Source organism: Pseudomonas sp. SAR267 (assembly GCF_052077595.1).
GTDB classification, from domain to species: domain Bacteria; phylum Pseudomonadota; class Gammaproteobacteria; order Pseudomonadales; family Pseudomonadaceae; genus Aquipseudomonas; species Aquipseudomonas vlassakiae.
Genome location: NZ_JBQIHU010000001.1, coordinates 5,604,677 through 5,628,424, shown reverse-complemented (window position 1 = coordinate 5,628,424; position 23,748 = coordinate 5,604,677). Strand labels below are relative to the sequence as shown.

At 63.6% G+C, this 23,748-nt stretch carries 22 protein-coding genes and 2 pseudogenes; 15 read left to right on the top strand and 9 right to left on the bottom strand.

Annotation, left to right across the window (positions count from 1 at the left end; all coding sequences use genetic code 11):
• Window positions 1-7 precede the first annotated feature (7 nt).
• Entirely contained in the window at window positions 8-649 is a 642-nt protein-coding gene (locus ACTORR_RS26690) for a 3-oxoacid CoA-transferase subunit B (RefSeq protein ID WP_054887386.1), read from the top strand.
• A gap of 71 nt (window positions 650-720) precedes the next feature.
• Here the strand turns inward: ACTORR_RS26690 and ACTORR_RS26685 are convergent.
• From ACTORR_RS26685 to ACTORR_RS26670, 4 genes and pseudogenes are all read right to left on the bottom strand, one after another.
• A pseudogene (locus ACTORR_RS26685) lies at window positions 721-1,122 on the bottom strand (IclR family transcriptional regulator); the annotation flags it as partial.
• A 126-nt stretch (window positions 1,123-1,248) separates the two neighbouring features.
• Window positions 1,249-2,532 carry an OprD family porin gene (locus tag ACTORR_RS26680; protein WP_313365208.1) on the bottom strand — a complete coding sequence of 428 codons (1,284 nt, stop codon included), beginning with the start codon at window positions 2,530-2,532 and terminating at the stop codon, window positions 1,249-1,251.
• 72 nt (window positions 2,533-2,604) lie between these two features.
• Complete coding sequence (locus ACTORR_RS26675) at window positions 2,605-2,928, bottom strand: hypothetical protein (protein ID WP_054887396.1); 324 nt, start codon at window positions 2,926-2,928, stop codon at window positions 2,605-2,607.
• Window positions 2,929-2,994: 66 nt separating this feature from the next.
• A complete protein-coding gene (locus ACTORR_RS26670) occupies window positions 2,995-4,764 on the bottom strand; it encodes a cyanophycinase (RefSeq protein ID WP_099815721.1) in 1,770 nt (589 codons plus the stop codon).
• A gap of 356 nt (window positions 4,765-5,120) precedes the next feature.
• On the opposite strand from ACTORR_RS26670, the gene ACTORR_RS26665 reads away from it, so the two are divergent.
• From ACTORR_RS26665 to ACTORR_RS26635, 7 genes are all read left to right on the top strand, one after another.
• A complete protein-coding gene (locus ACTORR_RS26665) occupies window positions 5,121-5,897 on the top strand; it encodes an ABC transporter substrate-binding protein (protein ID WP_099815720.1) in 777 nt (258 codons plus the stop codon).
• An 11-nt stretch (window positions 5,898-5,908) separates the two neighbouring features.
• The gene (locus ACTORR_RS26660; RefSeq protein WP_054887399.1) at window positions 5,909-6,598 is read left to right on the top strand and encodes an ABC transporter permease; all 690 of its coding nucleotides are present in this window, start codon (window positions 5,909-5,911) and stop codon (window positions 6,596-6,598) included.
• A gap of 9 nt (window positions 6,599-6,607) precedes the next feature.
• Window positions 6,608-7,303 (top strand): ABC transporter permease, encoded by a 696-nt coding sequence (locus ACTORR_RS26655; RefSeq protein WP_054887400.1) that lies wholly within the window; start codon window positions 6,608-6,610, stop codon window positions 7,301-7,303.
• A gap of 9 nt (window positions 7,304-7,312) precedes the next feature.
• The gene (locus tag ACTORR_RS26650) at window positions 7,313-8,425 is read left to right on the top strand and encodes a succinylglutamate desuccinylase/aspartoacylase family protein (protein WP_099815719.1); all 1,113 of its coding nucleotides are present in this window, start codon (window positions 7,313-7,315) and stop codon (window positions 8,423-8,425) included.
• A gap of 19 nt (window positions 8,426-8,444) precedes the next feature.
• Window positions 8,445-9,212, top strand: coding sequence for an ABC transporter ATP-binding protein (locus tag ACTORR_RS26645; RefSeq protein WP_054887402.1), 768 nt, complete (start codon window positions 8,445-8,447; stop codon window positions 9,210-9,212).
• A 119-nt stretch (window positions 9,213-9,331) separates the two neighbouring features.
• On the top strand, window positions 9,332-10,258 hold the full coding sequence (locus ACTORR_RS26640) for a MurR/RpiR family transcriptional regulator (protein ID WP_054887403.1): 927 nt from the start codon (window positions 9,332-9,334) through the stop codon (window positions 10,256-10,258).
• 187 nt (window positions 10,259-10,445) lie between these two features.
• Entirely contained in the window at window positions 10,446-11,300 is an 855-nt protein-coding gene (locus ACTORR_RS26635; RefSeq protein WP_054887404.1) for a LysR family transcriptional regulator, read from the top strand.
• Window positions 11,301-11,379: 79 nt separating this feature from the next.
• Here ACTORR_RS26635 and codA read toward each other — a convergent pair whose 3' ends face one another.
• The 4 genes and pseudogenes from codA to ACTORR_RS26615 all read right to left on the bottom strand — a co-directional run.
• Window positions 11,380-12,621 (bottom strand): cytosine deaminase, encoded by a 1,242-nt coding sequence (codA, locus tag ACTORR_RS26630; protein ID WP_441344077.1) that lies wholly within the window; start codon window positions 12,619-12,621, stop codon window positions 11,380-11,382.
• Between the two features lie 4 nt (window positions 12,622-12,625).
• On the bottom strand, window positions 12,626-13,843 hold the full coding sequence (locus tag ACTORR_RS26625) for a PucR family transcriptional regulator (RefSeq protein ID WP_054887406.1): 1,218 nt from the start codon (window positions 13,841-13,843) through the stop codon (window positions 12,626-12,628).
• Window positions 13,840-15,105 carry a cytosine permease gene (gene codB, locus ACTORR_RS26620; RefSeq protein WP_099815716.1) on the bottom strand — a complete coding sequence of 422 codons (1,266 nt, stop codon included), beginning with the start codon at window positions 15,103-15,105 and terminating at the stop codon, window positions 13,840-13,842. The genes ACTORR_RS26625 and codB overlap by 4 nt, the downstream gene beginning before the upstream one ends.
• A gap of 241 nt (window positions 15,106-15,346) precedes the next feature.
• Window positions 15,347-15,586: pseudogene (locus tag ACTORR_RS26615) on the bottom strand (DUF2950 family protein); the annotation flags it as partial.
• 538 nt (window positions 15,587-16,124) lie between these two features.
• On the opposite strand from ACTORR_RS26615, the gene ACTORR_RS26610 reads away from it, so the two are divergent.
• From ACTORR_RS26610 to ACTORR_RS26595, 4 genes are all read left to right on the top strand, one after another.
• Entirely contained in the window at window positions 16,125-16,376 is a 252-nt protein-coding gene (locus ACTORR_RS26610) for a hypothetical protein (RefSeq protein ID WP_054887413.1), read from the top strand.
• Window positions 16,377-16,454: 78 nt separating this feature from the next.
• A complete protein-coding gene (locus tag ACTORR_RS26605) occupies window positions 16,455-16,838 on the top strand; it encodes a VOC family protein (protein WP_054887414.1) in 384 nt (127 codons plus the stop codon).
• A gap of 105 nt (window positions 16,839-16,943) precedes the next feature.
• Window positions 16,944-17,663 carry a TorF family putative porin gene (locus ACTORR_RS26600; RefSeq protein WP_054887415.1) on the top strand — a complete coding sequence of 240 codons (720 nt, stop codon included), beginning with the start codon at window positions 16,944-16,946 and terminating at the stop codon, window positions 17,661-17,663.
• Window positions 17,664-17,857: 194 nt separating this feature from the next.
• Window positions 17,858-18,499, top strand: coding sequence for a cupin domain-containing protein (locus ACTORR_RS26595; RefSeq protein ID WP_418055966.1), 642 nt, complete (start codon window positions 17,858-17,860; stop codon window positions 18,497-18,499).
• 848 nt (window positions 18,500-19,347) lie between these two features.
• On the opposite strand, the gene ACTORR_RS26590 is transcribed toward ACTORR_RS26595, so the two are convergent.
• Window positions 19,348-20,235, bottom strand: a complete 888-nt coding sequence (locus ACTORR_RS26590) for a LysR family transcriptional regulator (RefSeq protein WP_054887422.1) — start codon at window positions 20,233-20,235, stop codon at window positions 19,348-19,350.
• A gap of 126 nt (window positions 20,236-20,361) precedes the next feature.
• Between ACTORR_RS26590 and ACTORR_RS26585 the strand changes: the two genes are divergently transcribed.
• The 3 genes from ACTORR_RS26585 to ACTORR_RS26575 are packed head-to-tail and all read left to right on the top strand — an operon-like array spanning window position 20,362 to window position 23,746.
• Window positions 20,362-21,201 carry an FAS1-like dehydratase domain-containing protein gene (locus tag ACTORR_RS26585; protein WP_054887423.1) on the top strand — a complete coding sequence of 280 codons (840 nt, stop codon included), beginning with the start codon at window positions 20,362-20,364 and terminating at the stop codon, window positions 21,199-21,201.
• A gap of 21 nt (window positions 21,202-21,222) precedes the next feature.
• Complete coding sequence (locus ACTORR_RS26580) at window positions 21,223-22,386, top strand: acyl-CoA dehydrogenase family protein (protein WP_313365544.1); 1,164 nt, start codon at window positions 21,223-21,225, stop codon at window positions 22,384-22,386.
• A gap of 10 nt (window positions 22,387-22,396) precedes the next feature.
• On the top strand, window positions 22,397-23,746 hold the full coding sequence (locus tag ACTORR_RS26575; protein WP_313365545.1) for an MmgE/PrpD family protein: 1,350 nt from the start codon (window positions 22,397-22,399) through the stop codon (window positions 23,744-23,746).
• Window positions 23,747-23,748: the final 2 nt, after the last annotated feature.

Below are 23,748 nucleotides of genomic sequence, written 5' to 3'. Positions count from 1 at the left end.
GCCTGCCATGACCATCACCAAAAAGCTCTCCCGAACCGAGATGGCCCAGCGCGTGGCCGCAGACATCCAGGAAGGCGCCTACGTCAACCTGGGCATCGGCGCACCGACCCTGGTGGCCAACTACCTGGGCGACAAGGAAGTGTTCCTGCACAGCGAGAACGGCCTGCTGGGCATGGGCCCGAGCCCTGCGCCAGGTGAAGAAGACGACGACCTGATCAACGCCGGCAAGCAACACGTGACCCTGCTCACCGGCGGTGCTTTCTTCCACCACGCCGACTCGTTCTCGATGATGCGTGGCGGCCACCTGGACATCGCCGTACTCGGCGCCTTCCAGGTGTCGGTCAAGGGCGACCTGGCCAACTGGCACACCGGCGCCGAAGGTTCGATCCCCGCCGTGGGCGGCGCGATGGACCTGGCCACGGGCGCCCGCCAGGTGTTCGTGATGATGGACCACCTGACCAAGACCGGCGAAAGCAAGCTGGTGCCCGAGTGCACCTACCCGCTGACCGGCATCGGTTGCGTCAGCCGTATCTACACCGACCTGGCCGTGCTGGAAGTGACTGCCGATGGCCTGAAAGTGGTAGAGATCTGCGCGGACATCGACTTCGACGAGCTGCAGAAGCTCAGTGGCGTGCCGCTGATTCAGTGATCTGCTGAACCTGACCGAACGGCTACAGCGGTCATTGCGCTAGTAGCCGCCCCGCGTCCAGCTGGCGATGTTTACTTCCCGGCTGCCGGCAAGCCATCTGCGGCCTTGCAGCCAAGGCTGCGCATCAGGTCACGGGTAGCGTCGAAGAAGATGTCGTTGAAGGCTTCGGCACACTCCGGGGTGAGCCGGCTGGATGGGCCGGAAAGGACCAGTGCGCCGACCAGCTCGTCGCCAGCGCCGTACACGGGAAAGGCGACCGATGCGGCATGCGGGTCTGTGGCTCCCATCGAGTAAAACGGCTTTTGCATGGCGATACCGCTGGCGAACGGCGCGCGCAACGCCTGGGCCCCAGCGGCGTCGTCCATCGGCCGCATGTCGCCGGGCTGGACGTGCATGCGCAGTCGATGGGGCGAATTGACGCGGTACTGACACATCCGGTACGCGCCGTGTCGCACGTAGAACGAGGCCGTCTCAGGCTGAAGCAACCGCCACTGCAAGCGCCAAGCAAGCCTGAGCCTCGGCGCTTTGATGCCTGCCTTGCGCAGGGAACGTGGGCATCGTCTTTTCGATCCTCAGGCAGGCATCCATCGCCCCACGGATTACAGCAAGCTCAGCGGGTACTCCACGATCAGCCGCACTTCATCCAGGTCGTTATCGAATGAAGTGGAACGGTGGGTGGCCTGGCGCAGGCGGAACGAGAGGTCCTTGGCCATGCCGGCCTGGATGACATAGCGGGCTTCCATATCCCGTTCCCAGTGCTTCTGGTCATCTCCCGCCCATCCCGCGAACGGGCCGTTCGGGTCCACCCGGGTACCGTCGATCTGATCGCCCTTCACATACCTGGCCATGAGCGTCAGCCCCGGTACACCGAAGGCCACCAGGTTCAGGTCGTATCTCAACTGCCAGGAGCGCTCGTTGGGGGCGTTGAAGTCCGAGTACTGGACCGAGTTGGCCAGCCAGATCGAATCACCACCGATGTAGTCGAAAAAGTCGTCGCCGCTGATCTTCTGGTACGCCACGCTGAGCTTGTGCGGACCCTGGCTGTAAGCACCCTTGAGCGAATATGCCGTATTGTCCAGTTGCCCAGCCAACGCAGCGCCCTGATCGCGGGTGTTGTAAGCGACCAGGTCGAAGCTCACGGACTGGGTTTCAGCCAGGGGCAGTGTGTAGTAGACGTTGGCGAAATACTGGCGCCAGAGCTCTTCGGCTTGGCTGGCGTAGGCCGCCAGGCTGAGCCTGTCGGTGACGTGGTAGGTGGCACCGATGAAATCAACGCTGCGCGCTTCCACACCTGCGTATTCGGTGGTCAGAGCGCCATCGGCGTTGCTCGAGTCACGTCGGTTGATCGAAGTGAAGTGCCCTCCTTCAACGGACAGCTTCTCGTACTCCTGGCTGGCCAGGTGAACGCCGGTCGCGGTCTCCGGCAGCAGACGCGAATCGCTGGTGGCAAACACCGGGGCGGTGGTGCGTTGCTCGCCATATTTCAAGGTAGTGGACGACACCCGCAGCTTCACCGCACCGCCCAATTCGCCGGTACTGTGTTCTATACGCCCCTCACTATCCACCGGCAGGATTCCGTTGCCGACGCTTCCGCGTCCACCATCAAGCTTGATGCCGCCATATGCATGCACATCGAAACCCAAGCCCAGCATGCCCGGGGTAAAACCCGACACATAGTGCGCCTGGATCCCCTGGTCCCATTCATTCCGGGTGTTGCGCCTGGCATTGCGATAGTCGCGGTGCATCCAGAAGTTGCGGTTGAGCAGGTTCAGCGTGCTGTCTTCGATCAAGCCTTTCGAGGCCTGCTGTTCGCCAGCACCTGCCCACTGGGCGTGAGTAGAGGCGAGGGCCACTGCGATCAGGGTCGCTTTCACGGTATTCATTGCTTGCTCCATTGTTCTTGTTATGGGGGTACGTGGCGGCTTGCACCGCCAGTCAGGACAGGCGCATCGGCCCTATGCCAATTGCTCCAGTGAAAATTCGGGTGGGCACGTCCCTTTGCTGATGACCGCCTCCAGGCACAGGGTGGTCGCCGACTCTGCCCAGCAAACGAAATAGCCCTTGGCTTTGGATTGCTTGAGCTTGAACAGCCACTTCAACTCTGCATCGTCGTGCAGGCTCTCCATGCTCGCTGGCAACTGGATGATCGAATAGAAGCCAGCCTTGGTTTGCGTCCGCTCCAGAACCTGGAACGCCGGCTGGGCGATGGCGAAGGCTTTCGGGCTTTGCGGTTGCAGCAATTTTTCCAGGGCGAACGCTTCCAACCTGCTGATTTTCATACAGGACTCTTGTGTGGGTTGACGGAGGGTCGATGCTGCGCCAGGCCAAGCGCGGCCAGGTTCAACTTACAGCGGTTGCAACCCGACGACCTTGGCCAGTACCTGCGCCACTTCGGCCCGGGTTACCGGGGCTCGTGGGTTGAAGCGGCCTTGCTCGGCCTGCAACCAGCCCTCACCCACGGTGAGGGTGGCCGCATCGGCATAGGCTTTGGCCAGGCCACCGATGTCCGACAACGCCGCAGTTCTGCTCAGGCGGATGCCCTGATAACGCTCTACCAGCGCCCGGCAGGCCAGCGCCCATTCCTTGCGGCTGACGAGCTGGTTGACAGAGAAGGGTTCGCTGCTGCTCATCCACCCGTTGGACAGCACCACGTCGAGTTGATCACGCAGCGGGTGTTCGGCGCCGACATCGGTCAACGCGGGCAACCGGTCCCGCCTGGGCTCCGCGGCCAGCGTCATCTGCAGGGCATTGGCCAGTTCCAGACGGGTGATGGGCCGCCCTGGTTCGAAGGCGTTGCCGGCGTTCAAGGTCATCAGTCCCCTGAAACTGACGGCGCGAATCGCATCGCCGCTGCTCCCCGAGCCGGCGTCGGTCGGCGCGCTGGTTGCGGGCTCGCCGAGGGTGGCATTGACCGGGCGGATATCCAGGCGCACGCCACCCACGCTGTACTGGGTCAGCGCATCGTGCACCTGGCTATAGGCGCTGAAGTCAGGCGTCTTGCTAAACTCGAAACGGTAGCCGTAGTGGTAGCCGTTGAGCGGGTTGTAGCGGGTCATCAGGCCCAGCTGCCGCGAGGCGGTATTATCCGCCAGACCATAGATCACCGCCCGGTCGATCGCCGAAACGCCCGAAAGGTCTGTAATCAGCTGATTGCCCGACAGGTATTCGCTACCGGCCTGAATGACTGCCTTGCCTGGGGCGGGCTGCACCTTGCCGCTGGCAAGGTCATAGCGATCGCCATGGCTGAGCATGGCCAAGCGCACATTGCTAAGCCGTGTGCCATACAGGCCGAAGGATTTCTCTGCCTGGCGGGTGTCCATCACGGTCAGATAGCCCTCGCCCAGCACCTGTACCTGCCCTTGAGGGTTGACCCACATCGCGGTGTTGGTGTCCAGGCCGAACCCGCGGTTGAGCGTGCCCCCGGTGAGGTAGGCTGCCATGCGCGCGACACGCCCGGTGCTGGTTTCCTCGATCTGATCGAGGTGCTGATCGATCACACCACCTTTGAACAGGCCGGCACCCTTGAGCAACGCCGTGCCGCGCTGGTCAGCTTTGCTGGCCACGCCGAAGTCCAGGGTATCCATCACGACGCCGAAGGCGGTTGGCATCCGTCCCCCCAGAACGCTGGCACCGGCGCTGGTGCCGCCGACCACGCCACCGCGGTCATAGACGCTGCGCACAGCCTGCATCAGCAGCGACGGGGAGCCATCGGCGTTGAACAGGGCGCGGGCGATCCGGGCCTGGTCGCCACCGACAAACCACACGCCGCTGGCACCGCGCAGCGGTTCGACCACTGCGGCATCGTTCATGGTTCGCTGGTAGTTGAGCTTGTCGACCCCCACGATACTGATGCGCTTCGCGGCAACCCCGAGGGCAACCAGTTCCGCCATGAAGCGATTGCTCGAGCTCAGGCTGCCGCTGGCCGTTGGGACGATGACGATGCGGGCGTCCTGACGACCACCGGCGAGTTCGATGAACTTGTCATAGACCGGAAGGTTGCTGGCACGCAGCATACCGCCCACGGCCAGCAAGTTGCCTTCAGCCAGGGCGGCCGGACTGGCACAGGAAAGCATCAGGGCGGCGATCATTGCCCCCGCGTTCAACGGTGTGTTCATGGATTGTCGCTCTTGTTATGGAAATTCGTGCGAGCCGGCTGGCAGCGCGCCATGGAACTATATTTTCCAGATTCTATTTTTTGAAAATTTATATATCAGCGCAGGCATGTCTTCAAGCGTTGCGCGCTGGCGTGCCCCCGACGCGTGCCAGGACAAAAACGTGAGAACGACCGGCAAGGCACGCGCTAGAGGCTTCTCGACCTGAAGAGGCAATAGAGAGGTAGATAATTTATTTTCACGAATGTAGATTTCTGAAAAAAATAATGTCATAAATCTGCACACCAACGGCCCAGGTAACGCCATCGCCCAGGCAACCTGCGCGCACACCCAATCCGCCCCAGCTAGGAGTCAACAAGATGAACAAGATCGTACTTCTCGGCGCGCTGGCACTCAGCGCCGTCAGTGGCATCACCGCCGCCAGCGACGATACCCTGCGCATCGGTATCGAAGCGGCCTATCCGCCCTTCGCCTTCAAGACCCCGGAAGGCAAGATCAGCGGTTTCGACTATGACATCGGCAATGCCCTGTGCGCAGAAATGAAGGTCAGATGCGAGTGGGTCGAGCAAGAGTTCGACGGGCTGATCCCTTCGCTGAAGGTGCGCAAGATCGATGCGGTACTGTCATCGATGTCGATTACCGAGGACCGTTTGAAGTCGGTGGACTTCAGCAAGAAGTACTATCAGACGCCTGGCAAGCTGGCGATGAAGGCCGGCAGCGTGGTGAACGATCCGTTGGTGGACCTCAAGGGCAAGAAGGTGGGCGTACAGCGCGCATCGACCTACGACCGATTCGCCTCTGACCAGTTCGAACCCGCCGGCATCGAGGTGGTGCGCTACGCCTCGCAGAACGAAGCCTTCCTCGACCTGGCCGCGGGCCGACTGGACGCGACACTGGCAGACATCGTGAACACCAGCGAAGGCTTCATCAAGACCCCCATCAGCAAAGGCTTCGCTTTGGTCGGCCCAGACTTCAACGACCCACGTTACTTCGGCAAGGGGGCAGGCATTGCCGTGCGCAAGGGTGACAGCGACCACGCCGCCCGCCTCAACGCAGCCATTGACGCGGTTCGCGCCAACGGCACCTATCAGCAGGTACAGGCGAAGTACTTTGCGTTCGACATCTACGGCAAGTAAGAGGCCCGACCATGCTCCACGGCTACGGCCCGACCATTCTCCAGGGGGCTTGGCTGACTCTGAGTCTGGCCCTGATTTCCATGACAGTGGCGATCGCCCTCGGCTTGCTGGGCGCGACATGCCGCCTGTCGCCCTTGAAGTGGCTGGCCGTGCTTGGCGAAAGCTACGCCACGGTCATCCGCGGCATACCTGACCTGGTACTGATCCTGCTGATCTTCTACGGCGGCCAGGACCTGATCAATCGTGTCGCGCCGCTGCTCGGTCATCCTCGCTACATCGATATCAACCCGTTCATCGCAGGGGTCTGCACGATGGGCTTCATCTTCGGTGCCTATCTTTCGGAAACGTTCCGCGGTGCTTTCATGGCCATCCCCAGAGGGCAGGCCGAAGCCGGCGCGGCCTATGGGATGACAGGCATGCAGGTCTTCAGGCGAGTGCTGCTGCCGCAGATGGTCCGCTTCGCCCTGCCCGGCTTCACCAACAATTGGCTGGTGCTGACCAAGGCCACGGCACTGATATCGCTGATTGGCCTGCAGGACATGATGTTCAAGGCCAAGAGCGCGGCCGACGCTACCCATGAACCATTCACCTTCTTCCTGACCGTTGCCGCGTTGTACCTGACGCTCACCAGCGTATCGCTGCTCATCCTGCGCCTGGTGGAAAAGCGCTACAGCGTCGGCACCCGTCTGGCCGAACTTTGAGGACGCTCCATGCTGGACTTCAAGCTGATCGCCGACAGCCTGCCGCTCTTTGCAGGCGGTGTGCTAGTGACCTTCAAACTGCTGCTGATTGCCCTCGCCGCAGGCCTGGCGCTGGCCATCCCGCTGGCGCTGTTGCGCGTATCGCGCCAGCCATGGCTCAGCGCCCCGGCATGGCTGTATACCTACGTCATTCGTGGCACCCCCATGCTGGTGCAGCTGTTTCTCATCTACTACGGCCTGGCGCAGTTCGAGGCAGTGCGCACCAGCGTGCTGTGGCCATACCTTTCCAGCGCCACCTTCTGCGCCTGCCTGGCGTTCGCCATCAACACCAGTGCCTACAGTGCCGAGATTCTCGCCGGCAGCCTGAGGGCCACACCGCCTGGCGAGATCGAAGCGGCCCATGCCATGGGCATGCCACGCATTACCCTGTACCGCCGGATCCTGCTGCCGTCTTCGCTGCGCCGTGCACTGCCGCAGTACAGCAATGAAGTCGTCATGATGTTGCACACAACCTCGCTCGCCTCGATCGTCACCTTGGTCGACATCACCGGTGTGGCCAGGACCGTCAGCTCGCGTTACTACATGCCGTTCGAGGCCTTCGTCACTGCCGGGCTGTTCTACCTGTGCCTGACCTTGATCCTGGTGCGCCTTTTCAAACTGGCAGAAGGCCGCTGGCTGGCCCACCTGGCCCCGCGCAAGAACTGAGAGATCTACATGGAACATATTCAACACACCCTGCCCTGGAGCAGCGCTGGCATGGAACGTCGGGTCTCGGTGTTCCGCTTTGGCAGTGGCTCGCGCAAGGCTTACATTCAGGCAGCCCTGCATGCCGATGAACTTCCCGGCATGCGCGTCGCAGCGGAGCTCAAGCAGCGCCTGCTCGAACTGGAACGCCAAGGCCGCCTGGCTGGCGTGATCGAGCTGGTGCCGGTAGCCAACCCGATCGGCCTGGGGCAGGTTTTTCAGGCCACTCACCAGGGGCGCTTCGACCTGGCCAGCGGGCACAACTTCAACCGCGACTTTCCTGCTTTGGCAGCACTGATCGCACCACAGCTCGAAGGCCGTCTGGGTAACGATGCGCGGCACAACATCGCGTTGGTTCGCCGCCTGATGCGTGAGGCCATCAGCGCGATGCCGCCCGCGGCCTCGGCACTCGAAGGCCTGCGCCGGATACTGCTGCTACAGGCCTGCGACGCAGACGTGGTGCTCGACCTGCATTGCGACTTTGAGTCGGTCGTGCTGCTGTACGCTCTGCCCCAGCTCTGGCCAGCCCTGAAACCGCTGGCTGCGCGCCTGGACGCGGGCGCGGTGTTGCTGGCCGAGGACAGCGGCGGCAGCTCGTTCGATGAAGCCTGTGCCCTGCCCTGGCTGCGCCTGGCAGAACAGTTCGGGCACGCCCGCATCCCACTGGCCTGTGTCGCCACCACGGTCGAACTGCGCGGCATGGCCGATACCGACCGCCCCCAGGTGCAGCACAGTGCCGAAGCCATATTGGGCTTTCTGGCCGATCAGGGTCTGCTCAGCGGCGATTGGCCCGCCGCGCCTTCGACATGCTGTGACGCCACCCCGTTCTCCGGCGCGCAGTACGCCTGTGCGCCGCACCCGGGCGTGGTGAGTTTCCTGCAGCCCCTGGGCAAGCGGGTCGCTGCAGGCGATCCCTTGTTCGAGGTGATCGACCCTATCAGCGACCAGCACTCCGTGGTACACGCCACCACCGCCGGAATCCTCTACGCCCGCGAGCGCTTGCGCTACGCCCAGCCCGGGCTGTGGCTGGCCAAGGTCGCCGGCGCACACCCGTTGCGCCATGGCCGCCTGCTTACCGACTGACAACAAGAGAGCCCCTGCCATGTACACCTTGCAAATCGAAGACCTGCATAAACGCTACGGTACCCACGACGTGCTCAAGGGCGTTTCCCTGAAAGCCAAGGCCGGTGATGTCACCAGCATCATCGGCTCCAGCGGCTCGGGCAAGAGCACCTTCCTGCGCTGCATCAACCTGCTGGAAGAACCACACGGCGGGCGCATCCTGCTCAACAACGAGGAGTTGCAACTGGCGCGGCACAGGTCCCGTGGTACTCTCAGCGCCACGGACAGCAGGCAGCTGCAACGCATGCGCTCACGCCTGTCGATGGTCTTCCAGCATTTCAATTTGTGGTCACATATGACAGCGCTGGAAAACGTCATGGAAGCGCCGGTGCACGTGCTGGGTGTGGGCAGGAAAGAAGCCCGCGAACGGGCCGAGCACTATCTGGCGAAAGTCGGCGTTGGCCATCGCCAAGCCGCCTACCCTGGCCACATGAGCGGTGGAGAGCAACAGCGTGTGGCGATCGCCCGCGCCCTGGCCATGGAGCCGGAGGTCATGCTGTTCGACGAACCGACGTCGGCGCTGGACCCGGAGCTGGTGGGCGAGGTGCTCAAGGTCATGCGCGACCTTGCCCGGGAAGGTCGCACCATGGTGGTGGTGACCCACGAGATGGGCTTTGCCCGGGAAGTGTCCAACCAGCTGCTGTTCCTTCACCAGGGCCGCGTGGAGGAAAGCGGCTGCCCGCGTGAACTGTTGGCCCGGCCCAGCTCCGAGCGCCTGCAGCAGTTTCTGGCCGGCAGCCTGAAGTAGGTTGTGGCATGCCGCCCTGCAGGGCGCTACATTCGCGCCCTCCTTGGGATACACTGCGGTCTTTGCCATGACCGCCTCGACCAGGCGCGTACGCCCATTCCTCCAACGTGCCGACCCCAATGCCGACATCTGCCAAGAACCTGACCATCTACGCTGCGCCGGTGATGCGCAAGCTGGCGGAGGCCGCCCCCCACCTGCAACCTTCGCTGCGCAAGGTGGCAGACTTCATCCTGCGTCATCCTTTGAAAGCGGCGACGCTGACCATCGAGGAGATGGCCGTTGAAACCTGCACCTCGGCGGCCGCCGTCAACCGCCTGGCCAAAGCCATCGACATGGGCGGCTATACCGGGCTGAAAGCCGAGCTGGTGAGCACCCTGCAACAGATGGTGTCGCCGGTGGACAAGCTGCGCAATGAACTGGCACAACGCCCGGACGGCACCTTTGGCCTGCACGAGCAGGTACAGATCGCCACCGGCAACCTGCACACCACCGGCAGCAACAACACCGCCGACACCTTCGAAGCGTTTGTCCGTTGCCTGACCCAAGCCCGCAAGATCTACATACTCGGCTTTGGCAACAGCGCATACATGGCCGGCCTCGCCGCAGCCAACCTGGTGCCATTCTGCGCCGATGCCACGGCGGTGAGCATGGAAGGTGGCAACGAGAACGCCGCTTACCGCCTGGCGTCCATCACCAGACAGGATGTATTGCTGTCGATTTCCCTGCCGCGCTACTCGCTCGACACGTTGCAGCTGTCGCGCTTTGCCAGCGAACGCGGGGCAACCGTGCTGGCGATAACCGATTCGCCCGCCTCGCCCTTGGCCAGCATCGCCGAGCATGTGCTGTTTGCCCCGGCCGACCACCCTGTGCTGATCAGTTCCAACGGCGCCGTACTGGCCCTTATCGAAGCACTGGTCGCCGGGGTGATGGCCCGCAACACTGAAGCGGTGCAATTGGCGTCCGAATTGACCGAAAGCGTAATGTCCTATCTGCACATGCCAGGCAAAGACAAACCCGTACGAAAACCGGCCAAAGGACGCAGCTGAGGGCAGCATCGCTGTACGATCGATTGCAGATCATGGGCGGCTGCGTCAGTCAGCGGTGAATGCTTGCGCAAGCCGATGCGGATCCAAGTCACCCAGGGCGCCGCACAGCTGCCTCGGCGCATGCTTGCCTTGCACATTGACAGGATCGATACTCATGGCCCTGCGTCCATAGCATTTATCGATATCCATGCGCTACTCACCTGAAGCCCTCGTCGCCTTCGTCGAGGCCGCCGCCCTTGGTTCGTTCTCCGCCGCTGCGCGCAAACTGCGCAAAAGCCAGTCGACCATCAGCATCGCCATCGCCAACTTCGAAGCCGACATCGGTTGCCCGCTGTTCGACCGCGCCGGCCGCCACCCCACGCTCAATGCCGCCGGCCATCAGGTACTGAAGCACGTCGAGGCGATCCTCGATGCCAGCGCCAAACTGGATGCCTTGGCCGTGCGCCTGGCTGACCAGGTCGAACCGCTGGTGTCAGTGGTGATGTCCGACAGTTACAGCGTCACCTTCCAGGGCGCGGCGATGGGCCGCTTCGCCGAGCATTACCCGCACACCGAACTGCGCTGCGGCCCCTCAGAAGACGCTGACGTGATCGACCTGGTGCAGCAAGGCCTGGCGCATATCGGCATCCTCGCCGCACAGGACCGTTACCCGGCCGATGTCAGCGTGGCACGCCTGCCCGAGCAGGCGGAATTCTGCTTGTATGCCAGCAGCGAACACCCGCTGGCGAAGCTGCCGGCGCTACAGCCAGAGCACCTGGAAAACGCGCGCCAGCTGTACATCAAGACCTACGCCGCAAGCCTGCCCCATGGCCACGGCCAGGCCTGGTCGGCACCGGACTACCTGACCTTGCTGGAGTTCGCCGTGCGCGGCTTCGGCTGGGCCGAACTGCCCAAGGCGCTGGTAGCGCGCTTCGGCAGTGGCCTGGTGGAGCTGCCCATGGCCGGCTACCCGCGGCGGGTGGCCATGGATGTGGCCTGGTCGCGCCAGCGGGCGCTGGGGCCCGCCGGGCAGTGGTTGGTGGGGCAACTGCTGGGGCGCTAGGCGCTCTCCCCGAAGACCAGGGCGCTGTTTCACGCTAGCTGGTATCAGTATTCGCGGTACTGATCTGCGGCGCGAGCCGTCAGGCAAGCCGTTCGACCTGCACCGGCGTGCGGCGCATCAATACCTTGCCGTTGCGCACCGACACCAGCGCATGGCCCTGGCTACGAACCATCTCGTAGTCATCCGGCGCCGACAGCAGCAGCAGGTTGGCCGGCCTCCCGACCTCGATGCCATAGCGCTCGCCGAGGTTGAGGGTGCGGGCGCTGTTGTCGGTGATCAGGTCCAGGCTGCGTTGCAGGTCTTCGTAGCCAAGCATGTGGCAGATGTGCAGCCCGGCTTCGAGAATGCGCAGGATATTGCCGTTGCCCAGCGGGTACCACGGGTCGACGATGGAGTCCTGGCCAAAGCACACGTTCATCCCGGCCCGGTCGATCTCGGCCACGCGGGTCAACCCGCGGCGCTTGGGGTAGCCGTCGAAGCGCCCTTGCAGGTGGATGCTTTCGGTGGGGCACGAGACGAAGTTGATCCCCGACATCTTCAGCAGGCGGAACAGCTTGTAGCAGTAGGCGTTGTCGTAGGAGCCCATGGCCACGGTGTGGCTGGCCGTGACCCGCGCGCCCATGCCGCGCACCCGTGCTTCTTCGGCCAGCACTTCGAGGAAGCGCGACTGCGGGTCGTCGGTCTCATCGCAATGCACGTCCACCAGGCAGCCGGTGCGCTCGGCCAGGTCCATGAGGAACTTGATCGACGCCACGCCTTGGTCGCGGGTGTTCTCGAAATGCGGAATGCCGCCAACCACATCGGCGCCCATGGCCACCGCTTCGGTCATCAGCGCCCGGCCATTGGCGTATGACTCGATGCCCTCCTGAGGGAACGCGACGATCTGCAGGTCGACCAGGTCGCGCACCTCGTCGCGCACCTCGACCATGGCCTTGAGTGCGGTCAGCTTGGGGTCGGTGACGTCGACATGGGTGCGCACGTGCTGGATGCCATGGTCCACCAGCATGCCGATGGTCTTCTTGGCGCGGGTCTTGATGTCGTCGTGGGTGGTGATTTCCTTGCGCTCGGCCCAGCGTTCGATGCCTTCGAACAAGGTGCCACTCATGTTCCACTTCGGCTCGCCCGCCGTGAGGGTGGCGTCGAGGTGGATGTGCGGCTCGACGAAGGGCGCCACTACCAGGTTCTGCCGAGCGTCCAGGTCAGCCGCGCTGGCCAGTACGGCCACGTCAGCCTGCGGCGCGATGGCGGCGATGCGCTCGCCGTCCAGCTCGATGCGGAACAGGCCGGGCTTGCCACGCAGGCGGGCATTGATGATGTTCATGGCGTTACTCCTTACCTTGGGCTTCGTTCAGGCGCCATACCAGCATGGCAACAGAAGCGTTCATCCGAAACAGCGGGTCGTCAAGGGACTGCCCGCTCAGTTGTTCGATGCGTTGAATACGTTGGTTGATGGTATTGCGATGCAGGCCCAGGCGCTGGGCGGCCTTGAGCCCGTTGCCGTTTTCCTTGAGCAGGGCGTCGAGGGTGTGCACCAGCACATGCGGCTGCTTGCGTGCAGGGGCGATCAGCGGGCCCAGGGTCTGGGCAACGAAGTCATCGATCAGCGACCGGTCGAAGATACCTTGCAGCAGGCGCAGCACGCCAAGCTCGCCGAAGTCGCAGAAGCCGTTGGCCGGGTGCAGCTGCTGCGCCACCTCCAGGGCCTGGCGCGCCTCGCTGAGCGCCTGCCGGTAGTGGGCGCAGTCGGCAGCCAGGCGCGACAGGCCCATATACAGTGCCAGTTCCCCCACCACCGCGGCCAGCTGCCGGTGCAGCGCGGCCAACGTCAACGGCAGGTCGGCGGCATCTGCCAGCAACAGCACCTGCAGGTCGCCCGGCAATTGTGCGGTGACGGTTCCCGGTCGCTCGCGGCACCAGGCTTCGAGCTGGTCTGCCAGAGCCTGACGGGTAGCCTGCCAGAGGCGCTCGCCCTGGGCCAGGCCATGGCGCTCGAACAGCTGCTCGACGTGTAGCAAGCGCAGCGCCACCACGCGACGCGGCTCATCCAGTGCCAGTTCAAGGTGCGCCGCACGCTGGCGGGCAATGGCCAGGCTCGGGTAGTCACCACTGAGCAACTGGCCGAGGATATCGTTGCGCGAGCGGCGCACCTGGTTCATCTGCACAAGGGCCGTGCCGATCAGGTGGGTGACGATCACCATCTTCAGGGCATAGGGTTGCTCGATCAACGGCAGGCCCAGTTGCTCGGCACGGGTAATCACTGCCGGCGGAATGGTCTGGATGAAGGTGCCGCCCGTGAGGATCACCATCCCGGCAATGCCCACCGCCTCGCCATCCTCGACCAGGCTCAGCAGATTGGCCTCGCCACGCGGGTGATTGATGCCGGTGACGAACACCAGTTCGCCGCCCATCACCCACTCGGCGATGCCTTCGTTCTCGGCCACGTAGGGCCAGCGCACCCGCCGCTGCAGGTTGCGCGCACCGGCACGCACGGTCATCTCCTGCAGGCCCGGCAGGTGCAGGATCTCGTTCAGCGCCAGGCTCACGGCTCGACGCCCGCCTGGCCCAGCGCCCGGCGCCGGCCGCTGACCTCAAGCAGGACGATGTAGCACAGGGCCGAGGCGCCAATGCCTACCAGCGGCGCGACCCAGGGCGAGGCGTAGGCCAGCAGCGCACCCAGCGCATAGGCCCCCAGGCCCAGGAGGTTGTAGCGCGGCAGCTGCACCGAGGCCAGCGCCGGGTACTTGCCGCGGTGGCGGTACCAGAAATCGGCCATGATCACCCCGCCCACGGGCGGAATGATCGAACCCAGCAACACCAGGAACGGGATCAGCATTTCATACATGCCACCGATCGCCAGCACGATGCCCACCGCCGCCGCCGCCAGCGTGGCGGAGCGTCGGCGCTCGCTGCGCAGCAGGTGACAGGCCGCTGCCGAGACGTTGTAGATGGTCGGCCCCTGGATGGTCCACAGGTTCAGGCAGAGCATCACCACGGCTGCGAACGACAGGCCTTGCAGCATCATCACTTCGACGATGTCGGCCTGCTGGTAGACCATCGCGCACCAGGCCCCGGCCACCACCATCAGGCCGTTGCCGAGCAGGAAGGCGACGATGCTGGCCACCACCGCCACCCGCCCGCTGCGCGACAGCCGGGTCCAGTTGGTGGCCTGGGTGGCCCCGCTGGCGAAGGTGCCGAAGACCATGGTCACCGCTGCCGAGAAGGTCATGGTTTCATGGGGCACCACCGCGGCCAGGCCGGCAAAGCCCCCGGCATCGGCGGTGGCGATGTACATCGACACCAGCAGCAGCGCGAACATCAGCGGTACCGACACCCGCGACAGCAGGTCCAGGCCCTTGAAGCCGATGATCGCGGTAATGCTGAAGCCCAGGCCGAACAGCACCATCAACGGTACGGTGAAGCCACCCGCCAGGCCCAGCAGCTTGACCAGCACGATCGCCACGGTCGCAGTGCCCCAGGCGTACCAGCCAAGCTCCGCAAAGCCCAGGAGGAAGTCGGAAAGCCGGCTGCCCGCCTCACCGAAACAGAAGCGCCCCATCAGCACGGTATTCAAGCCGCTGCGTGAGGCGATGAAGGCCAGGGCTGCGGCATACAGCGCCAGCAGCGTGTTGCCGATGGCGGCGACCCACAGCATGTCGACGAAATTGAAGGCCATGCCCAGCTTGCCACCGGCGAACATGGTGCCGGTGAAGAAGGTGAAGCTGAACAACACCATGGCAATGGGCAGCAGCCCCTTGCGCGAGGATGGCGGGGCTTCGCATAGCGGGAATTCGGTAGGTGAGCTCATGGCACGGTGCTCCGGGTTGTCGTTGCGACCAGGGGAGCAATATGCGGGCCGCTTTTGCCTTGCGCGAAAAACCGGAAATTTGCGGGCAATCGGCACAACCTTACCGGTGCACCCTGCACACTTTTTGCCTGATTGCTTGATCCAACCTGTGCGATCAGACCTGTATTGAGGCAGGCGCGCACCAAAGCGGAACAGCACCGGGTAGTTTTCACCCAGCCTGGCGCAGTGCGCGCACTGCCGTTCATTCGCTGGCGTTGACGTCTACCTCTTTCCAGCTGTCATCCGGGTCGAAGCGCTTCATGGCTTTGGCGATCTTGTCGCCCTGCGGCCCCAGGTCCTTCTCGAACACCTGGCCGTCGTGGCTGATCATGAAGCTCATGACACCGCTGTCGTTGTACTTCGCCGGCCAGGCGACCAGGGCGAAGCCGCGGCTCATCTGTTCGCTGGCCTGTTCGATAAGTTCATGTTGCGCTCCTGCTGGCAGGCACAGCGCCACGGCAGTGTTTTTCCAGCGTAGCGCAACGGCGCAAAGGCTCAACTAACCAATCATTATCAACCACCATTTGACATTCACTTTGCATCTACCTGCGGGGCCTCCCTTGCCGGATGAATCAACATGAGGATTGCGCGGCAGTGAAGGGTCATCGGTAGCGGTCCGCATCAGCGATGCGGTTATCGATTTGGTCAGGTTGAATCAGCGGTTGCAGCAAAAGGCAAATATCCAGACGGAAGTTCCTGCAGTGTTTTAGGAAGCGCTCAACCTTTCTGAGAATTGATTCCTCGTTAGTTCAGGCTCATCTTATGGTTAGGGCCGCTCTACGACCCATCGCCGCGGCAAGCCAGTTCCCTCGTACTTTTCGCAAGCTTCGGCATTCAAGAAACCAGTGGGACAGCATCCAGACGGAGGACTTGCAGCAACCTCAATAGTCACTATCGACAACACCAATTTCTACCCATCGCCATCAATCAATAACCTAGCCCCATCGATTCCCACCGCCCGAATCATGGAGCTTCCCCCGATGAACACCACGGCCCGCCTGCTGCTCGCTACCCTCTGCGCCACCGCTATCGCCGTGCTCACCGGTTGCGCCAGCCACCCGGAACTGCGCCCTTATACCGCCGAGGAAACCCGCCAGTTGCAACTCGAATCCATCCAGCGCCAAGGCCTGTCGCTGGACGAATACGAACTGCGCAAGCGTGTCATCGAGCGCTCCGCGAGCCAGCAAGTGGTCACCGATGTCGCCCAAACCCAGCCTGCAATCAAAGGCTGAGTTGAAAGAGCGGCTAACCGCACTATCATGGCCCTGCCCGGACTGATCGCCTTCAGTCCCTGTCACCGAGGCTGGCCAATGATCGATCACCTGGACCACCTGGTCCTCACCACCACCGATGTCCAAGCCTGCACCGATTTCTACACGCGGGTGCTGGGCATGCAGCTGGAAACCTTCGGCGATAAGCGCCTGGCACTGCGCTACGGCAACCAGAAAATCAATATCCATGTCCGCGGCCATGAGTTCGAGCCCAAGGCGCATCTGCCGGTACCCGGTGCGCTGGACCTGTGCTTCATCAGCAAGGTCAGCCTGGAACAGGTGATCGCTCACCTGCAGCAGATGCAATGGCCCATCATCGAAGGCCCCGTTGCACGCACTGGCGCAACCGGCCCGATCCGCTCGGTGTACGTCCGTGACCCTGACCTGAACCTGATCGAGATCGCCGAACCACTCGTGGTTTGAACGGCCCTTGACCAATGGTCGAGTAAAGGCCACCGCCGGTAGCCTCCTGGCGGCTGACGCAGGTATCCTCGACCGCTCAAGAGCAAGCCTTCCAGGACGGTGACCATGACCAGGCCCCTTCTCTTGCTGACTGTTGCCCTTCTCTCGAGCCCGGCACTGCACGCGCAACAGATTCAGCGTCAATTGGGCGATTTCGACTTCAAGCTCGGCACCACGCCCTCGCGCAGCATGGCCCAGGGGCTGATCTCGCCGAGCGCGGTGGGCGCCTTCCACGGCGGCCTCGACCTCAGCCACCCCAGCGGTTGGTATATCGGCCAGTACGCGCCGAGCATGGGCGTGACGCCCGACTCCACCCTGCGCCTGGACAGCTACACCGGCTACAAGCATCACTTCGACAGCACCCTGGGCTATGAAATGGGCCTGATCCACTACAGCCAGCCGAACATCGCAGGCCCCGACAGCTACGCCCTGTACGGCGGCATCTCGGTGCTGGGCAGCCGCTTTGGCGGCGCCTGGCGCGACAATCCGGACAACCGCACCGGCACGCTGTTCGCCGACTTCGGCCAGTTACCGCTGTTCGATGTCGACCTCACCGTCAAGCTCGCCCACCACCGCCTGGGCACGCCTTTCACGATTGGCGACGGCAGCCAGATCAGCGGGTTTTCCGACTGGTCGCTAGAGCTGTCGCGGCCATGGCTGGGCATCGACCTGAACCTGATCTACAGCAACTCCGACCTCAGCGGCAGCGGCTGCGACGCCTATGCCGGCATCAACACCTACTGCCAAAGCATGGTCACCCTGAAAGCCCAGCGCAGCTTCTTCTAACGCGGCCTTAGCGCTGGCCAGAGCCAGGATTTGTTACCTTGACCGGCGATGGCGGTAGTGCGGGCACTGATGGTGTTGACACGTCTGAGATAGAAATTCGTGTTTGTGAGTGTTTGAGAGGCTTTATCGAGATCTCACAACAGCTGATCATAGGTGAGTACCTGTTCCGGCCTTTCAACATCAGGAAAACCGCCATGCTTCCGGACCGCCTGAACGCCGACCTGGCGTTGCCCGCCGTCATGCACGGTGCCGACCTGCCGTGGCTGGCCAGCCCCCTGCCCGGCGTCGAGCGGCGCCCGCTGTTTCGCATCGGTGGCGAGAAGGCCCGTGCCACCAGCCTGGTGCGCTATGCCCCCGGCAGTCATTTCAACGCTCACCAGCATCCTGGCGGCGAGGAATTTGTGGTGCTGGAAGGTGTGTTTGAAGATGAGCGCGGCCAGTACCCTGCGGGCAGCTATGTGCGCAACCCGCCTGGTAGTGCTCACGCGCCACGGTCTGGAGAGGGCTGCACGATCTTTGTTCGCCTGCAGCAGTTTCATCGTGAAGATGGCCAACAGCTGGTCGCAACGTTATCGGCGCTGGGCGATCAACTGCTGTTCTCGAACGCCCATGAACAGGTGTATCTGAAGCACGTGCAACCCGGCGCCGCTGTCCATCTGAACAACCCGCGTGGGCTGGAATGTCTGCTTCTGCAAGGCAACCTGGACGGCGCGGACTTCAGCCTTCAGCCGCTGAGCTGGATGCGCCTGCCGGCAGGCACGCCCTTGCAGGCAAGCGCCGGCGCTCAGGGTGCTCGTTTCTGGATCAAGGACGCAGCACTCACCCTGGGCCTCTGATCTTGCGCTGTACGCCTCGCCCCCCTGCTCTTGCTCTTACTCTTGCTCTTGCTCTTGCTCTTGCTCTTGCTCTTGCTCTTGCTCTGCTTTTGCTTTGGCTTCTAAGCGCGCGATAGTTCAGGCGACGCAAATTGCGACTTCAGGAGGCCGAACGCAGGTCTTGCGGAGGGAGGTGACGGGCATGGATGCCCGTCAAGCGCTGGGCCCCAGGATGGGGCCTGCAGCGCGGTCCTCCCGGGAGCAAGGCCGGAGTGAGGGGACCCCGGAGCGTAGCGCAGGGGCCGGATGATGGGAGCGGGCGGCTTTGGTTACTTTGGCCAAGACCAAAGTAACCCGCCGTAAGGGCGGAAAGGTGACTGTGCGCCACCATCGCAAATGAATGCGCACCTGATCTGAAAGCCAAAAGCCAAAAGCAAAAAACCAAAAGCCAAAAGCCAAAAGCCAAAGCTCGACTGCGACGGTTTTGAATATTCCGAATCCATTCATTTGCGATGGCGACGCACAGTCACCTTTCCGCCCTTACGGCGGGTCACTTTTTGTCAAACGCGACAAAAAGTAACCAAAAAACGCTGGCTCCTATCATCCGGCCCCTGCGCTGCGCTCCGGGGTTCCCTCGCTCCGGCCTTGCTCCCGGGAGGACCGCGCTGAACGGCCCATCCTGGGCCGCAGCGCTTGACGGGCATCCATGCCCGTCACCTCCCTCCGCAAGGCCTGCGCTCGGCCTCCTGAAGTCGCAATCTGCGTCGCTTGAACTACCGCGCGCTTAGAAGCCAAAGCAAAAACAGAGCAAGAGCAAGAGCAAGAGCAAGGGCAAGAGCAAGAGCAAGAAGCGGCTAGCGCCGCTGACATCAGGCTTCTGGCATCAACGTCGCAATCAACGCTCGCACCGTCCCCGGCAGCGCATCCAGCTCCCGCACCAGGATGCTCCGCTCGCGCACCGCCCACGGCTCATCCAGGCTGATGGTCACCAGTTCCATGGTCTGGCTGTGCCGCAGCGCCGCCGACTCAGGGATGATGCCGATGCCCACCCCCGCCTCTACCAGCCGGCAGATCGCCTCGAAACTCGACAGCTGGATACGCAACGACAGGTTCAACCCCATGCGCTCCACATGGTCGCGCAGGAAGCTCAGCAAGGTACTGCCGTCGTGCAGACCGATGTGCTGGAAGTCCAGGGTCTGCTTCAGGGTCACCCGCTTGCGACCTGCCAGTTCATGACCCGCCGGGACGATCAGCACCAGGCGGTCGGTGCTGAAATGCATCACCTGCAAGCCGCTCGCCTCCACGGGCCCGGCGATGATACCCATGTCGCTGCTGCCATCGAGCACACCGCGCACGATATCCCGCGACAGGCGCTCCTGCAGGTCTACCGTCACGCCAGGGCGCTTGGCCAAGAAGCCGGCCAGCACTTCGGGCAAGAACTCGGTGACCGCAGTGGTGTTGGCGAAGATGCGAATATGCCCGGCAAGGTCGGTGCCGAACTGGGTGAACTCGGCTTTCAGGTAGTCGACCTGGCGCATGATCAGGCGGGCATGCATCAGCAGCTTGTGCCCCGCCGGGGTCAACTCGACACCACGACTGTCGCGGTACAGCAGACGTGTATCGAGCTGCGCCTCCAGCGCCTTGATCCGTGCGCTGGCGGCGGCCGGCGAGAGAAACGCCCGGCGTGCGCCCTGGGTCAGGCTCGGCGATTCGCCGATGTGGATGAAAAGCCGCAAGTCTGCCAGGTCGAAATGCATGGGGAGCTCCGGTCGAGGCGAAGGCGTTCAGCATACATGAACGCTGCCTTACACAAATGCAAATTCACAGAATGCCAAGCGCCTCGCATGATCGGCCCATAACAACAAATGCAGAGGCCCCTGGTTATGACTGCTCTCCACCCGCCCATCGACTACAGTGCCTGGATAGGCCGCACGGAAGAAGCCGTCGATGAGTTCAGCCGCAACCTGATCAAGCGCATCGCCGCCACCTTCGGCGAAACCGCCCCCGCCGTCGGCCAACCGCTGCCACCGCTGTGGATGTGGTGCTTCTTCCAGGAGCCAGTGGCCGAATCACAACTGGGCACAGACGGCCACCCGCTACGCGGCGGTTTCCTGCCCCCGGCCGATAACCGTAACCGCATGTGGGCCGGGGGCCGGGTCGAGTTCATCGCCCCGCTCACCGTCGGAGCCGAAGCCCATCGCCTGTCGACCATCCTGCACATCGAGGAGAAGCACGGCCGCACTGGCGCCCTGCTGTTCGTCACCGTGCGCCACGACTACTCGCAACACGGCCAGCTGTGCGTGCGCGAGGAACAGGACATCGTCTACCGCGAAGCCAACCCGCCCAAGCTTGAAAGCGCAGCAGCCGAGATGCCAGCCGACTGGAGCGAGGCGGTCACACCAACGCCGACCCTGCTGTTTCGCTATTCCGCCGTGACCTTCAACGGCCATCGCATCCACTACGACTTCCCCTACGTCAGCGCAACCGAAGGCTACGCCGGCCTGGTCGTACACGGGCCGATGATCGCCACCTTGAACCTGCGCGCCTTCATCCGCGCCAACCCTGGCAAACATGTGCGCCGCTTCGCCTACCGCGGCGTGCGCCCGCTGACCGTGCCGACCTCGTTCGAAGTGGCCGGGCGCATCAGCGCACCCGGCCAGGCTCAGCTGTGGGCCGGCAATGCCAACGGCGTGGCGCAGAGCGCCGACGTGCTTTTCGACTGAGACCAGACAGGGACCACCCCAATGCAGACGTACGACAGCGATGACCTCAACGCCATCCGGGAAGGCGTGCGCGCCCTGTGCGCCGAGTTCGACGCCAGCTACTGGCGCACGATCGATGAACACAAGGGCTTCCCCGAAGCCTTCGTCAAAGCCATGACCGACGCCGGCTGGCTGTCGGCCATGATCCCCGAAGCGTACGGCGGCTCGGGCCTGGGCCTGGCCGAAGCGTCGGTGATCCTCGAAGAGGTGAACGCGTGCGGTGGCAACTCCGGCACCGTGCACGGGCAGATGTACAACATGTTCACCCTGCTGCGCCACGGTAGCGAAGAACAGAAGCGCCACTACCTGCCCAAGCTCGCCAGCGGCGAACTGCGCCTGCAGTCGATGGGCGTGACCGAACCCACCACCGGTACCGACACCACCAAGATCAAGACCACTGCCGTGCGCCAGGGCGACAAGTACGTGATCAATGGCCAGAAGGTGTGGATATCGCGCATCCAGCATTCGGACCTGATGATCCTGCTGGCGCGTACCACGGCCTTGCCCCAGGTGCAGAAAAAGTCCGAGGGCATGTCGATCTTCCTCGTCGACCTGCGCGAGGCCATCGGTAACGGCCTGACCGTGCAACCGATCGCCAACATGGTCAACCACGAGACCAACGAGCTGTTCTTCGACAACCTCGAACTGCCGGCCAGCAGCCTGATCGGCGAGGAAGGCAAGGGTTTCCGCTACATCCTCGACGGCCTCAATGCCGAGCGCACCCTTATCGCCGCCGAGTGCATCGGCGATGGCCGCTGGTTCATCGAGAAGGCCAGCGCCTACGCCCGTGACCGCGTGGTGTTCGGCCGCCCGATCGGGCAGAACCAGGGCGTGCAATTCCCTATCGCCGAAGCCCATATCGAGATCGAGGCCGCCGACCTGATGCGCTGGCGCGCCTGCGCCGAGTACGACAGCGGGCAGAACGCCGGAGCCAGCGCCAACATGGCCAAGTACCTGGCGGCCAAAGCCTCGTGGGAGGCAGCCAATGCCTGCCTGCAGACCCACGGCGGCTTCGGCTTTGCCTGCGAATACGACGTCGAGCGCAAGTTCCGCGAAACCCGCCTGTACCAGGTGGCGCCGATCTCAACCAACCTGATCCTGTCCTACGTGGCCGAGCACCTGCTCGAGCTGCCACGCAGCTTCTGAGGGCACGCGCATGCAAGCTACCCAAGCCCTGGCGGGTTTCCTCGCCGACCTGCAGTACGCGCACATCCCCGGCCATGTGCTGGAGCGCACTGAAGACCTGTTTCTCGACTGGCTCGGCTCGGCCCTGGCCAGCCAGGGTGCGCACCCGATCCCGCTGTTCGAGCGTTACGCCGAGCTCATGGGCCCTACCCAAGGCAGCGCCCGCGTGCTGACCAGCGGGCGCAGTTCATCGCCCTACTTCGCCGCGCTGGTCAACGGCGCTGCCTCACACCTGGTAGAGCAGGACGACTTGCACAACCGTTCGGTGCTGCACCCGGCCACCGTGGTGTTCTCCGCCGTGCTGGCAGCGGCCCAGGACCTCGGCAAGTCGGGCCAGGAACTGCTGCTGGCCAGCGTCGCCGGCTATGAGGCGGGCATCCGCATCGGTGAGTTCCTCGGCCGTTCGCACTATCGCATTTTCCACACCACGGCCACCGTCGGCACCCTGGCCGCCGCCGTGGGCGTGGGCAAGCTGCTGGGCTTCGACAAGGCACAGTTCATCAACCTGCTCGGCAGCGCCGGCACCCAGGCGGCCGGGCTGTGGGAGTTCCTCCGCGATGCGGCCGACTCCAAGCAGCTGCACACCGCCAAGGCCGCCGCCGATGGCCTGCTCGCCGCCTACCTGACCGCCGATGGCCTGACCGGCGCGCGCAATATTCTCGAAGGTGACCAGGGCCTGGCTGCCGGGATGTCCAGTGACGCCGACCCGGCGCGCCTGAACGACCGCCTGGGCACGCGCTGGGCGCTGGCGGAAACCTCGTTCAAGTTCCACGCCTCGTGCCGTCATACCCACCCCGCCGCCGATGCGCTGCTGCTGTTGATGCAACGCGAGGGCTTGACCCATGAGCAGATCGCCACGGTGGTCACCCGTGTGCACCAAGGCGCCATCGATGTGCTCGGCCGGGTCGTCACACCCACTACCGTGCACCAGGCCAAGTTTTCCATGGGCACCGTGCTAGGCCTGATAGCCGTGCACGGCAGCGCGCAGCTCATCGAGTTCCGCGACCTGGCGCTGGGCGACCCTCAGGTCGCGCGCTTTCGCGAAAAAGTGCAGATGCAGCTGGACCCTGAAGTGGATGCCGCCTACCCGGCCCGCTGGCTGGGCCGGGTCGAGGTCACCTGCACCGATGGCCGCAGCTTCAGCGCCAGCATCGACGAGCCCAAGGGCGACCCCGGCAACACCCTTTCACGCCCGGAGCTGGAAGCCAAGTTCCTGCGCCTGCTGGCCTATTCAGGCGCCCGCAGCCCGGCCCAGGGCCAGGCCCTGATCGAGCAGGTCTGGCAACTGCGCGATGCGCGCTCGCTGGCCGCACTGCACTGATG